Source organism: Thermalbibacter longus (assembly GCF_023806485.1).
GTDB classification, from domain to species: domain Bacteria; phylum Chloroflexota; class Chloroflexia; order Thermomicrobiales; family Thermomicrobiaceae; genus Thermalbibacter; species Thermalbibacter longus.
This window is the reverse complement of record NZ_JAMSLR010000013.1, coordinates 1-12,015: the sequence shown is the minus strand read 5'-3', so window position 1 is coordinate 12,015 and position 12,015 is coordinate 1. Positions and strand designations below refer to the sequence as shown.

The following is a 12,015-nucleotide window of genomic DNA, read 5'->3' as shown; positions in this document are numbered from 1 at the left end:
AGGGAGGGTTTCGCGATGGCCGAACGAACGATCCGGTCGCCGCTCCCCGGCATCTTCTACCGCCAGCCCAGCCCCGACGCCGAGCCGTTCGTCAAAGAGGGCGACGTGATCCAGCCGGGGACGGTGATCGGCCTCGTCGGCGTGATGAAGACGTTCCACCAGATCACGGCCGACTCCGGCGGGCGCGTGGTGCGGTTCCTGGTCGAGAACGAGGAGCCGATCCGGCCAGGCCAGGAGATCGCCGTGCTGACCGACGCCGGTGACGAGTAGCTCGCCCGCCGGCCGACAGGACTGTCAGCGGAAGGAGCACACCATGACCGAGCATACCGCCGCCCAGCCATCCGGGGTGATCCTGGCCACCTTCCCCGAGCACAACGGGCGGCCGGGGGTGGTCTACCGGAACGCCGGCGATAGCTTCCTGCTCGTCGAGTTCGGAGACATGGTTTTCGATCTCACGATGAGCTTCCGCGTCCTCGGGCTCGACGACGCTATCAAGCGCCACAGGCCCGAGGGGCTGATCGAGGTGATCCCGGCGCTGCGCAGCGTGCTCATCAACTACGACAGCCGCGTGCTGCCGGCAAAGCGGCTCATCGAGTTCGTCCAGGCCCAGTACGAGGAATTGCCCCCGTTCCATGACCTGGTCGTCCCCAGCCGCATCGTCGAGCTGCCGATCGCATTCGACGACAAGTGGACGCGCGAGGCGATCGCCCGCTACGTCCAGTACCAGCGCGCGGATGCCCCTAACATCATCAACGGCACGAACTCCGAGTACGCGGCCATGTACAACGGCCTGCGCGACAAGGAGGAGTTCTTCGAGTACATCATGGCGACCGACTGGTGGAACGCGGCGCTCGGCTTCTTCCCTGGCCTCCCCTTCGCCTACCCGCTCGACCCGCGCCGGGCCGTCGTTATCCCCAAGTACAACCCGACCCGGCACTGGACACCGGCCGGCACGATCGGCATCGCTGGGCCGTGCCTCGCCATCTACCCGGTCGAGTCGGCCGGCGGCTACCAGATCTTCGCCCACACAGTTCCGATCTACGACCCGCAGCAGCGGAACCCCGCCTTCCGCGAGAGCCCGGTGCTGCTCCGGCCCGGTGACCGGCTGCGCTTCCGCCCGCGCGTCACCGACGAGGAGCTGGAGGCGATGATCCAGGCCGTCTACGACGGCACCTACCAGTACGTGATCGACGAGACAGCGACCTTCGATGTCGGCGAGTACCTCCGGTTCCTCGACAGCGTGCGCGAGGAGGCGGAGGCGTTCCGCCGCCACCAGGCCGAGGCGGCCACGCGCGTCCCTATCCCCTGACGACCCGGGAGCGCGGCGAGATCACAGGGAGGAGAACTGGGCGATGCTGGAAGTGCGCAACGGCGGGTTCGAGACGACGGTGCAAGACTATCCCGGCCGGATCGGCATGCTCTCGCTCGGCTTCGCTCCGGCCGGGCCGATGGACGACTACGCGTTCCGCTTCGCGAACGTGCTGGTCGGCAACCCGCCCGGGGCGGCCGGGCTCGAGATCACCGCTGGGGGCCTGGTGGTCGCCTTCCACGACGAGCGGGCGTTCGCCGTCTGTGGGGCCGATATGGCTGCCCGGCTCAACGGGCAGCCGGTCGTGCTCTGGCGCAGCTACCGGGCGCGGCCAGGCGACGTGCTGGAGTTCGACTATCTGCAGGGGGCGGGATTCCGCACCTACCTCGCGGTCAGCGGCGGGATCGACGTGCCGCCAGTGCTCGGCAGCCGGTCGACCTACCTGCCTGGCAGCGTCGGGGGCCTCGACGGCCGCAAGCTCCAGGCGGGCGACCGCTTGCCGCTGGGCGAGCCGCGCGTCGACCTCGGCCAGGTGATCGACCGGCGGGTTCGGGCCGACCTGATACCGGGCTACGCCGGCTACAACGAGGTCTGGGAGGTCGAGGCTACCCGCGGGCCCCAGGCCGACCCCGACTACATGACCAGGGAGGACATGGACGCCTTCTTCAGCCACCACTGGAAGCTCGACGCCGCCTCCAACCGTACCGGCTACCGGCTCGATATCTACAAGTGGCAGTGGGCGCGCACCAGCGGCGGTGCTGGTGGCGGGCACCCCTCGAACATCATCGACAACGGCTACCCGGTCGGCGCGGTCAACGTCTGTGGCGACCAGCCGATCATCCTCTGCATCGATGGGCCGACGCTCGGCGGCTTCATCTGCAACGCGGTGGTGGCCAAGGCGGCGATGTGGAAGCTGGGGCAGATGGTGCCCGGCTGGAGCTACATCCACTTCAAGGAGGTCTCGCTGGAGGAGGCGATCGAGCTGCTGGCCAGGCAGGACGCGTCCATCAGCGAGGAGAACCTGGAGAGGAGCTGAGCCATGGCCCGCGCGATCGACATCAACTGCGACATGGGCGAGAGCTTCGGGCGCTGGACGCTCGGCAACGACGCGGCCCTGATGCCGTTGATCACCTCGGCCAACATCGCCTGCGGCTGGCACGCTGGCGACCCGGCGACGATGCGCGAGACCGTCCGGCTGGCGGTCGAGCACGGAGTTGGCATCGGGGCCCACGTGGCGTTCCCCGACCTGCTGGGGTTCGGCCGCCGGCGCATGGACGTGAGCCCCGAGGAGGTGTACGAGTACACGCTCTACCAGGCCGGGGCACTCCAGGCCTTCGCCCAGGCGGCCGGCTCGCGCCTCCAGCACGTGAAGCCGCACGGCGCCTTCTACGTCATGTGCTCCCAGAATCAGGAGCTGTGCGAGGCGCTCTGCCGGGCGATCAAGGCGCTCGGCGACGACGTGGCCCTGGTGATGATGGGCGAGATCGCTCCCCGCGCTGCGGCTGCGGTCGGCGTGCCCCACGCGGCGGAAGGATATGTCGACCTCAACTACAACGCGCAGGGGCAACTCGTGCTGGAGCGGCGCAAGCAGGCCTGGGATCCAGACGAGGTCGCCCGGCGCGCCGAGGAGCTGGCGCTCGAAGGGCGCATCCGGACGGTGGACGGGACTGACCTGCATGCCCAGGTGCAGACGATCTGCATCCACGGCGACGCGCCCAACGCGCCGGACATCGCCCGGCGTGTGCGGGAGCGGCTGACCCAGGCGGGCGTGGAGGTCCGGCCGCTCCGCGAAGTCCTGGCGCGCCGCTGAGGATCCCGGTACCCGAGTCTTCTCCGGCATGCCGGCGAGCGCTGGCGCGGGACTGCTGTAGTCGGCATCTAGACCGGCTCCCCGAGTCGAGCGCGCCGCTCCAGCCCTGTGCTCGATGTCGTCGGGAGACTGCCACGGCTAGTGAGTAGCCAGGCGTCGTGAACCCGGGGCAGCGCATGGCTAGCGGCCAGGAGCCAGCTCTCCGGCGGGGACAGCCGGGCGGTCTCTCCTGCCGCCCGGCGAGTCAGTCTTCCAGCGCGCGCAGCGTCCGGCGGACCTGCTGGGCCAGGCCGCGCAGCCCAGCGGCCAGCCGGGCACGCTCGTCGTCGGCCAGATGGGCGATCTCCAGCCGGGCCAGTGTCTCCCCGAGCGCCCTGGCCTGCTCCAGCGCGGCTATGGCCGGTCTGGCGGCACTCGCTGGCTGCGGCGAGCCTGGCCGGGCCGCCGGCTCGGCCAGGCGGCCCCGGCGAACCTGACCGGCGGCGAGCGTTGCCCGCATGCGGCGGAGCTGCTCGCGCAGCGCGCCGTCGTCTTCCTGCGCCAGCGCGGGGTTCGCGCGCAGCGCCCTGGCCAGCCGCTCGATCTCTCGCTGCTCGAGCCCGTCCTCGACGATCAGCTCGGCTAGCGCCGCCTGTGCCCGCTCCGGCAAGCCGTGCAGCGGGCGGCTCTGCTTCTCCGAGAGTCGGCCGGCGCGGATCTCGGCCTGCACCGGCTCTGGCAGCTTCTCGGTGCTCAGGAGCTGGAACAGCCGGCTGCGCTTGATCCCGACCGCCTCGGCCACCTGCTCCCAGGGCGCGTCGCCCATCTGCCGCTTCAACCGGCGCAGCGCGGCGGCCCGATCCAGCGCGTTCAGATCCTCGCGCAGGATGTTCTCCATAAGCTGCTGGATCAGCCGCTGCTCATCGCCCACCTCGCGAACGATCGCCGGGATGCTCTCCAGCCCAGCGAGCTGAGCCGCCCGCCAGCGACGCTCGCCGTGGATGATCACGTAGCGGTCGCGCTCGGCGTCGTAGCGCACCGCGATCGGCTGGAGCACCCCCTCGAGACGGATCGAAGCCGCCAGCTCCTCCAGCCGCTCCTCATCGAAGGAGCGTCGTGGCTGGTCGGGGTCGGGCTCGATGCGATCCAGCCGGATCTCTTTCGCCGTCGCCAGCTCGCGCGTGCCGACTGCCCGCGGCGAGGTATCGGCGAAGAGGGCGTCTACCGTGAAGCGGCGGCGCCGGCGCAGCGGCTGGCTGCCGGTGGTCGCCTGGTCACCGTGGATCGGTCGCAGCGATGGGGCTGGCTCATGGAGCGGGCGCGCTTCAGACATGGCTGGGGCTCCCTACGCGTCGAGCGATCTCGGCCGCCGCCTGCCGGTAGGCCGCGGCCAGCGAGGATCGCGGCTGGTACTGCAGGATCGAGCTGTGCTCGGCCACCGACTCGGCTCCCTTGACCGAGAGCGGGATCGGGGGCAAGAGCGGCAAGTCCGGGAACTGCTCGCGCAGCGTCGCCAGCATGTCGGCCGCCAGGCGCGACGAGTGGTGCACTTTCGTGGGCAGGAAACCCAGCACCTCGAGCCGCGGGTTGAGCCGGCGCACCCGGTTGACGGTCTCGAACAGCCGGCGCAGCACCATCAACGAGAGCGGGTGAGGCTCGATCGGGATGACCAGCGCGTCGGCAGCCACCAGGATGTTGATGCTGAGGATGTTGAGCGCCGGCGGGCTATCGATCAACACCACGTCGTACGGGAGGGGCTGGGAGGCCTGGAGCTTGAGGCTCAGCTTGCGCTCGCGCTCCAGCTCGCTCAGCAGCTCCAGCTCGGCGGCCGCGAGGTCTGGGTGGCTCGGCACGAGGTCGAACCCGGGGATGCGGGTGGGTTGTGCCACCTCGGCCAGCGTGACCGCCTCGTCGACCAGCAGGTCGTAGACGGAGAGCGGGAGCGATTGGACATCGATGCCGAGCGCCATCGTCAGGCTAGCCTGGGGATCGAGGTCGAAGGCGAGGACGCGGAGCCCCTGCTCGGCCATGGCGGCCCCGACGTTGAGGGTGCTGGTGGTCTTGGCAGTCCCACCCTTCTGGTTGAAGAAGGCGACAGCCGGCGTCATCGAGATCGTCCCCCTGCGAATCTGTACGTACAGTCGCCTCTGTAGCCTACCAGAACCGGGCAGGTTGTGTCCAGCGGGCACGCCTCCTCTCAGGACACCGCGCACCGCCCGCCGATCGCTTGCGACGTGCGCGCCGGGTCTTGCCCATCTGGCCACCAGCTCGCCTGGCGATACAGGTCAGGAGCCAGCCGCGCTCGACGCTCGCGGCCGAGGCTGGATCAGCCAGGCGAGGGTAGCACTAGAGCGGCCCGGCGCCTAGAGCACGTACTCGCCGGCAAAGCACGTGGTCGTCTTCCCGCCGACCCAGACGGTGCCCTCGCCGTCCTGATCGATCACGACCCGGCCGGAGCGTCCGAGGCGCGTCCCCTGGGAAGCGACATACGGTACCCGCGCACGGCCGGAGGCGAGGAGCCACTGCGCGGCCGACGCGTTGAAGCTGCCCGTGACCGGATCTTCGACGATACCGCCCTTGTGGTCGCTGAAGAACGTGCGTAGCTCGAATGCAACCGGGCTACCGGGCGGGTACGGGCCAACGACGCCGATATCGACGCGGGTCGGGAACTGCCGGAGCGGATCGAGGGCCAGCACCTCTTCTGCCGACGCGAGGAGGACGCCGACCCAGCCCGGCCCGTTATCCACCCACTGGACATCGACGAAGCGTGACCGGTCGAGCTGGAGAACCGTCTCGATCGTGCGAAGCGTGGGCTCATCGACGGGGCCACTGCGGATGAGGGGCGGCGCGGCGAACGACAGGAGACCCTGCTGCCGGCGGACCCGAACGAGCCCCACCCCGCATTCCTGCACGATCTCGTCGGCGCTCCGCGGCATGCCACCGGCTGCGAGCCAGGCATGGCAACTCCCCAGCGTCGGGTGGCCGGCGAACGGCATCTCGCGCTCCAACGTGAAGATGCGGACGCGATAGTCGGCATCCCTGGCCGTCGGCGGCAAGAGGAAGGCTGTCTCCGACAGATTCAGCCAGCGAGCGATCCGCTGCATCTCCTCAGTGGATAGCCCCTCGGCATCGAGAATCACGGCGAGCGGGTTACCGGAGAACTGCTGCTCGTGAAAGACATCGACGAGCTGGAAACGGCGACTCATGATCCACCTCCTTAATTCTAAGGATCTCTAGAGTAATGACCTCGGAGCGCATCTCCCTCGGCAACGCGGTATGGCCGGCAACCGCGGCTACGCGCGGCGACGGGCGCGCATCTCCTGCACTAGCTCCCAGGTTGCCCCGCCGTCCTTCGACACCTCTCCGAGCCAGCGGAAGGAGTCCGGCGCGATCTCGGTGAACCGCCAGCGCTCGCATTGGCCGCCGGCTACGGGGAAGAGGACCTCTTGCACGATGTCGTCGCCGACCTGCCGGCCCTGGAGATAGACGAACTCGCCGCTCGCCGGCTGCATCCAGGCGATGTGCCAGGCATCCTTCTCCGGATCGTAGCAGCGCAGCGTCGTGCCGAACCTGTCCGGTGGCGCACCGGCACCGTAGAGCACGTCCTGAACCCCACGCCCGCCGAGCACCCAGGCAAAGTGCCACTCGCCCGTACTCCGGCGAACCTCTTCGCTGTCGTACCAGGTCGCTTCGACGTCCCAGGAGCCGACGAACCGGCCATAGAGCATGACGCGCTCGGCATAGCTAGCGAACGGGCCGGACGCTGCCAGCAAGTCGAGCACATCGCGAGATCGCATCGTATTCCTCCTCTCACCGGCATAGTGGCTCGGATCCGGTTAGTATAGGCGGGATTGTACAACGGTAGAGGCGAGCCGGCATTGCAAGGGTACGACCGCGCCCTGAGCGAGGAGGAGTTAACTGGCGCGATTCCTTCCCCCAGGTCTGCCTGTGATCGGCCGGCGGCGAGCCCGCCCTTGCGCCCACCGGTCAGGCTGCTAGGATGGACGCGCGCGGGCAAACGCAGCCGGCGGAGGGAGGTTAACCGTGGGCCGCTGGAAGGATGGCGCGCAGTGCGCCGTGATGCTGACGTTCGATCTCGACGCGGAGACGCTCTGGCTGGCCGGGTCTCTGGAGAACCTGAACAAGCCGGGCATGCTCTCGCACGGCACCTACGGTGCCCGGGTCGGTACGCCCCTGATCCTCCAACTCCTGCGCCAGAACGACATCAAGGCCACGTTCTTCGTCCCGGGGTGGACGGTCGAGCAGCACCCGGACATCATCGAGGCTATCCGCGACCAGGGGCACGAGCTCGCGCACCACGGCTACCTGCACGAGCGGCCGACCGAGCTGACCCGCGAGCAGGAGGCCGAGGTGCTGGTCAAGGGCATCGAGGCGCTCCGGCGGATCACCGGCGAAGCGCCCCGCGGCTACCGCTCGCCGGCCTGGGAGTTCTCGGCCAATACGCTCCAGCTCCTCAAGGAGCACGGCTTTCGCTACTCCTCGAACCTGATGAGCCACTTTCTCCCCTGGCAGCATCCAGATACCGAGATCATCGAGCTGCCAGTGCAGTGGCTGCTCGATGACGCGCCCTTCTTTCTCTTTCGCTCCGGCCCCGGCTCGCGGCCCATCCAGCCCGCGGCGGTGGCATACCAGGCGTGGACGGAGGAATTCCGCGGCATCTATCACTACGGCGGGCTGTTCAATCTGACCATGCACCCGCAGCTCATCGGCCGGCCGGGCCGAGTGCTGATGCTTCAGCAGGTGATCGACTTCATCCGGAGCTTCCCTCACGTCTGGTTCGCGACCGGCAGCGAGGTGGCCGAGTACTGGGCGCAGCACGTGCGCGAGAACCCGGATGAGGGGCGTCAGGGGCGGATCTATGACCCGGTCAGTTCTTCTCGGCCGCTTGGCCGGTAAGCGCGCGATCGTCACCGGCGCCGGCCGGGGGATCGGACTGGCCATCGCCACCGCCTTCCTGCAGGAAGGCGCCCGCGTGCTAGCCAACGATATCCAGGCCGAACTCCTCGAGCGTGCCCGCTTGCGCCTGCCCGCTGCGACCGGGCACGTCGCCTTTCACCAGGGCGATGTCTCCGATCCTGGAGCGGTGGCCGAGATGGTAGCGCTGGCCCGCGAGGCCTTCGGCGGGGTCGACGTGCTGGTCAACAACGCGGCCATCGGCGGCACCGGTAAGACGCTGCTCGAGCTCTCGCTCGAGGAGTGGGAGCGCTTCCTGCGCGTCGACCTGACGAGCGTCTTCCTCTGCTGCCAGGCCGTGGTGCCGCTGATGATCGAGCAGGGACGGGGCAGCATCATCAACCTGTCCTCGATCACCGGCTTGGCCGGGACGGCTGGCAGCATCCCCTATGCGGCCGCCAAGGCCGGCGTGCTCGGCCTCACCAAGTCGCTCGCCAAGGAGCTGGCTCCGCACCGGATCAACGTGAACGCGATCGCGCCGGGGCTGATCGACACCGAGATGTCGCGAGCGCGCGGGCAGGAAGAGTCACGCCGGGCCGTCCTCTGGCCGCGGATCGGGATGCCGGAGGACGTCGCCTGGCTGGCGGTGTACCTGGCGTCGGACGAGGCGGAGTTCGTGACCGGGCAGGTGATCAGCCCCAACGGCGGCGCCTGGATGTGAAGACAACGACTCTTGACATTGAAACGCGGCAGATGCACGCTTGGCGTTGCCGGAGGTGGGCATAAGAGGGCTCCTTTTGCATGGACGATTATCCAGATCCCGCATTTGCGCGGCAGCTCGAGAGGCAACTTGCGCGCCATGGTCCACGCAGTATCTGGCGAACGATTCGCAGCTTGGAAAGGCGACGATCCGAACACTACGCAAAGCTGGGTCGCGCCGAACATAGGAGTAGTATCCTGCGGGAAATTGCCACCTTCGAACGGCAACTCGAGACGGCCTGGCACTTTGCCCAACGCTACTGTCCTACCCCAGAGGAGGAACACGGATGAGCATCACCGCGCATGATTACGAGCGCCTCCGCGACAGCTTTCTGCGGGGTAAGCTCGTTGCCTTCCTCGAAAAGGGAGAGCTGCTCGATCCCGCTCGCGCTGAAGCTGTTGCTCACGCACTCGTCGATATCGCCGAGGCACTCTCCGAGATCTACGGGGAGATCGTCCCCCGCCTCCTCGAGGCACACGATCTAGAGGCGTTTCGCGATGCCCTGCTCGACCTGAGCGAGGCATTCCGCCACGTCGATTACCACATCCACGACGCCGGCCTTACCGACCTCTAGCGATAGCGTACCCCCAGGCGGAAACACCCAGCGCCCGGGAGCACGAGCTCACCAGGGAACCACCCGCCGGTCGGAGCATGCGGGCCTTCAGCCAGTGGCACAGCGATTGCGCTGTGCGCGCTGCGCGGCGACAATGCCGCCGCGATGGCGGAGGAGTCCGAACTGCTGCTGGCTCAGGTCTGGAACGCCCAGTGGCTCGCTCCCGAGCTGCGGACGAGCGAGGGGCACACGCTGCGCGTGGTCTACCGCGGGGTCTGGACCCACGCCGAGGGCCCCGACTTCACCGGCGCGCTGCTCGAGCTCGACGGCCGGCTGGTCAGCGGCGACGTCGAGCTACACCGGCGCGCATCCGACTGGCTCGCCCACGGCCACCACCTGGATCCAGCCTACGACCGGGTCACCCTGCATGTGGTGCTCGAGGACGACCTGGGCCAGCCTGTCCGGCGCCGTACTGGCGAGCGCGTGCCGACGCTGGTCTTGAGCACCTGCCTACCCGGACCGCTGGCGAGCTTCCCGGCGCTGTCCGGCCTGCGCCCGCTCGGCGCCATCGGCTTCGACTACTGCGCGCCGCAGGTCGCCGCCGCTGCGCCGGAGCGCCTGATCCAGGTCTGGGAAGCGGCCGGTGACGCGCGGCTAGCAGACAAAGTCGCGCGGATCGCGGCCCGGCTCGCCCTGGAGCCACCCGCCCAGACGCTCTACTGGCTCCTGCTCGATGCCCTCGGCTATAGCCGTAACCGCGAGGGCATGCGGGCGATCGCCGAGCGCTTGCCCTACGACCACCTGGATAGCCGGGTGGCCGGCCGGTCGACAGACGAGCGCTGGCGACGAGCGGCTGGACTCCTGCTCGGCGTCGCCGGGTTCCTGCCGCTCTCACCGGCCGACCAGGAGCTGGCCGGGTTGAGCCCACGCGAGGCGCGCGCGGTCGAGCAGGCATGGCAGGCGCACGGCGGAGCCTGGCGAGGGCTGGAGCTGGCTCCGACCGCCTGGCGGCTGCACCGCCAGCGGCCAGCCAACCACCCGCTCCGCCGGCTCCTCGCCCTGGCCTGGCTGCTCGCCAGGGACGACCAGGGGCTGCTGCCCGCGCTCCTGAGCCGCCTGCTCCAGCCGGACGCAGCGCTAGCCCTCCGGAGCTGGCTGGCGCGAGACAACCCCTACCTCGGGCAGGATCGCGCGCACGAGATCGTGGTCAACGTGGTGGCGCCGTTCGCGCTGGCCTACGGCGAGGCCGTGCAGCAGGAGGAGCTGGTCTGTGCAGCCGGCGAGCTCTGGGCCAGGCTCCCAGCCGGCCGCGGCAACGCGATCGTGCGCCGGACAGCCGAGCAGATCTGTGGCCCCCACCGGCTCCGCGTGCCGACAGCCCGGGCCGAGCAGGGCCTGCTCCACCTCTACTACGCCGGGTGCCGCCAGCTCCGCTGCTACGAGTGCCCGATCGCCCACCTGGCGCTCGCCTGGGGCCGAGGGAGCGATGATGGAGCTGCCGTCCGCAACGCAGACCAGGCGGAACGTGCCGGGCCTCCGGGCGATCCGCCCTCGTGAGCGGCGCGGCGCACCTGTCTCATCGCCTGGCGGGTGAACTCACGACGTTGTCTAACGAAGGTCCTTTGCTACCCTGGCCTGCTCTGACCNCCCGATCGCCCACCTGGCGCTCGCCTGGAGACGAGCGCGTGCCGAAGGGGCTCCGCTCGACGAAGCAGACCAGCCAGAACCAGCGGCGCAGCCGGGTGAGCAGCTCTGGTGAGCGGTGCACCGCGATCGCCCAGCCACCTGGCCAGTGAGCTCGTTGCGCTGGCGCACCAGGGTTGAGCCATCCGCTCACCACGGGCGAGCCGGCTACCCGAGGAGGTCGGCANCGGCGACCGCGAGCGCGCGGTCGGGAAAAGCCGCAGGGGCGATCGCATCGGCCCGATGCAGCACCTGCACCGCCCGATAGCCGTCGGGGGTCGGCACGCGGTACACGGTCAGCGTCTCCTGCTGCAGGTCGAGAAGCCAGACCTCGGGGATGCCGCCCCGGGCATAGAGCGGGATCTTCACCCGCCGGTCGAGCTCGGCCGAGGTGTCGGCAACCTCGACGAGCAGGAAGACGTCCGGCGGAACCGGATGCCCAGCGGCGTAGAAGTCGGCGCGGCGGCGCAGGAGCGCGAGATCCGGCTGGGGCTCGCTGTGCTCACCGAGACGGATAGGGTTCTGGATCGCCACGATGGCGACATCGGCGAACGTCCGAAAGAAGCGCTCGTTCAGTCGATTCACGCACCCGGCGTGACGGTCCCCGATGGGCGGCATTTCGACGATCTCGCCCTCGATGAGCTCGACACGGTCGTCCTCGCCCAGGATGCCTGCCTGAGCCATCTGGTGGTACTCGGCTACGGTAAAGCGCCGTCGCGGCAGGTGCAGTGCCATCGCAGGCCTCCAGCTCTAGTATAGCTCATGAGCGGGGCACGTTCACTCTCGGGCGTCGCGTGGCCAACGGAGCGCTCGCCGCCGAGCACGCGATGTCGCGAGGCATGGTTGCCTAGCGACTCCAGCACCTCCCGTGTAAGCTCTGAGGCAGGAGCCCACGAGTCCTCTCGACACTAGCGAGAGAGGTCGCTCGTGACGCTCGATGCCTAGATCGCGGTCGATGGCCACCCTGATCTGCTGTGGCGGATCAACCGAGGAGATCGGCGACCGCG

The 12,015-nt window shown here is 69.1% G+C and carries 13 protein-coding genes; 8 read left to right on the top strand and 5 right to left on the bottom strand.

What is annotated here, in order from left to right; all coding sequences use genetic code 11:
* Positions 1–15: 15 nt before the first annotated feature.
* Genes NET02_RS14070 through NET02_RS14055 form a run of 4 tightly spaced genes read left to right on the top strand, consistent with a single transcriptional unit; the run spans position 16 to position 3,119 of the window.
* Positions 16–270 carry an acetyl-CoA carboxylase gene (locus NET02_RS14070; RefSeq protein ID WP_284058065.1) on the top strand — a complete coding sequence of 85 codons (255 nt, stop codon included), beginning with the start codon at positions 16–18 and terminating at the stop codon, positions 268–270.
* 43 nt (positions 271–313) lie between these two features.
* Entirely contained in the window at positions 314–1,309 is a 996-nt protein-coding gene (locus NET02_RS14065; RefSeq protein WP_284058064.1) for a 5-oxoprolinase subunit B family protein, read from the top strand.
* A 43-nt stretch (positions 1,310–1,352) separates the two neighbouring features.
* Positions 1,353–2,345, top strand: coding sequence for a 5-oxoprolinase subunit C family protein (locus NET02_RS14060; protein WP_284058063.1), 993 nt, complete (start codon positions 1,353–1,355; stop codon positions 2,343–2,345).
* Positions 2,346–2,348: 3 nt separating this feature from the next.
* Complete coding sequence (locus NET02_RS14055; protein WP_284058062.1) at positions 2,349–3,119, top strand: LamB/YcsF family protein; 771 nt, start codon at positions 2,349–2,351, stop codon at positions 3,117–3,119.
* A gap of 244 nt (positions 3,120–3,363) precedes the next feature.
* On the opposite strand, the gene NET02_RS14050 is transcribed toward NET02_RS14055, so the two are convergent.
* The 4 genes from NET02_RS14050 to NET02_RS14035 all read right to left on the bottom strand — a co-directional run bounded on the left by NET02_RS14050 (position 3,364) and on the right by NET02_RS14035 (position 6,895).
* Positions 3,364–4,431: a ParB/RepB/Spo0J family partition protein gene (locus NET02_RS14050; protein ID WP_284058061.1), complete on the bottom strand. Its 1,068-nt coding sequence runs from the start codon at positions 4,429–4,431 to the stop codon at positions 3,364–3,366.
* Positions 4,424–5,206 (bottom strand): ParA family protein, encoded by a 783-nt coding sequence (locus NET02_RS14045; protein WP_284058060.1) that lies wholly within the window; start codon positions 5,204–5,206, stop codon positions 4,424–4,426. Before NET02_RS14045 ends, NET02_RS14050 begins: the two co-directional genes overlap by 8 nt.
* Before the next feature lie 255 nt (positions 5,207–5,461).
* Complete coding sequence (locus NET02_RS14040; protein WP_284058059.1) at positions 5,462–6,304, bottom strand: PhzF family phenazine biosynthesis protein; 843 nt, start codon at positions 6,302–6,304, stop codon at positions 5,462–5,464.
* Positions 6,305–6,391: 87 nt separating this feature from the next.
* Positions 6,392–6,895: a hypothetical protein gene (locus NET02_RS14035; protein WP_284058058.1), complete on the bottom strand. Its 504-nt coding sequence runs from the start codon at positions 6,893–6,895 to the stop codon at positions 6,392–6,394.
* A 247-nt stretch (positions 6,896–7,142) separates the two neighbouring features.
* Between NET02_RS14035 and NET02_RS14030 the strand changes: the two genes are divergently transcribed.
* The 4 genes from NET02_RS14030 (at position 7,143) to NET02_RS14015 (ending at position 10,882) form a co-directional block, all read left to right on the top strand.
* The gene (locus tag NET02_RS14030; RefSeq protein ID WP_284058057.1) at positions 7,143–8,015 is read left to right on the top strand and encodes a polysaccharide deacetylase family protein; all 873 of its coding nucleotides are present in this window, start codon (positions 7,143–7,145) and stop codon (positions 8,013–8,015) included.
* Positions 7,978–8,733, top strand: coding sequence for an SDR family NAD(P)-dependent oxidoreductase (locus NET02_RS14025; RefSeq protein ID WP_284058056.1), 756 nt, complete (start codon positions 7,978–7,980; stop codon positions 8,731–8,733). The genes NET02_RS14030 and NET02_RS14025 overlap by 38 nt, the downstream gene beginning before the upstream one ends.
* Positions 8,734–9,058: 325 nt before the next feature.
* Positions 9,059–9,346, top strand: coding sequence for a hypothetical protein (locus NET02_RS14020; protein WP_284058055.1), 288 nt, complete (start codon positions 9,059–9,061; stop codon positions 9,344–9,346).
* Between the two features lie 144 nt (positions 9,347–9,490).
* Complete coding sequence (locus NET02_RS14015; RefSeq protein WP_284058054.1) at positions 9,491–10,882, top strand: DUF2851 family protein; 1,392 nt, start codon at positions 9,491–9,493, stop codon at positions 10,880–10,882.
* A gap of 294 nt (positions 10,883–11,176) precedes the next feature.
* On the opposite strand, the gene NET02_RS14010 is transcribed toward NET02_RS14015, so the two are convergent.
* Entirely contained in the window at positions 11,177–11,743 is a 567-nt protein-coding gene (locus NET02_RS14010) for a Uma2 family endonuclease (RefSeq protein WP_284058053.1), read from the bottom strand.
* Between the last annotated feature and the right edge of the window lie 272 nt (positions 11,744–12,015).

What these genes read in the sequence shown, in the direction of transcription:
- NET02_RS14055 (WP_284058062.1), top strand. Translation starts at nt 2,349, where the DNA reads ATGGCCCGCGCGATCGACATCAACTGCGACATGGGCGAGAGCTTCGGG.
- NET02_RS14065 (WP_284058064.1), top strand. Translation starts at nt 314, where the DNA reads ATGACCGAGCATACCGCCGCCCAGCCATCCGGGGTGATCCTGGCCACC.
- NET02_RS14020 (WP_284058055.1), top strand. Translation starts at nt 9,059, where the DNA reads ATGAGCATCACCGCGCATGATTACGAGCGCCTCCGCGACAGCTTTCTG.
- NET02_RS14045 (WP_284058060.1), bottom strand. Translation starts at nt 5,206, where the DNA reads ATGACGCCGGCTGTCGCCTTCTTCAACCAGAAGGGTGGGACTGCCAAG.
- NET02_RS14035 (WP_284058058.1), bottom strand. Translation starts at nt 6,895, where the DNA reads ATGCGATCTCGCGATGTGCTCGACTTGCTGGCAGCGTCCGGCCCGTTC.
- NET02_RS14040 (WP_284058059.1), bottom strand. Translation starts at nt 6,304, where the DNA reads ATGAGTCGCCGTTTCCAGCTCGTCGATGTCTTTCACGAGCAGCAGTTC.
- NET02_RS14060 (WP_284058063.1), top strand. Translation starts at nt 1,353, where the DNA reads ATGCTGGAAGTGCGCAACGGCGGGTTCGAGACGACGGTGCAAGACTAT.
- NET02_RS14015 (WP_284058054.1), top strand. Translation starts at nt 9,491, where the DNA reads ATGGCGGAGGAGTCCGAACTGCTGCTGGCTCAGGTCTGGAACGCCCAG.
- NET02_RS14025 (WP_284058056.1), top strand. Translation starts at nt 7,978, where the DNA reads ATGACCCGGTCAGTTCTTCTCGGCCGCTTGGCCGGTAAGCGCGCGATC.
- NET02_RS14070 (WP_284058065.1), top strand. Translation starts at nt 16, where the DNA reads ATGGCCGAACGAACGATCCGGTCGCCGCTCCCCGGCATCTTCTACCGC.
- NET02_RS14050 (WP_284058061.1), bottom strand. Translation starts at nt 4,431, where the DNA reads ATGTCTGAAGCGCGCCCGCTCCATGAGCCAGCCCCATCGCTGCGACCG.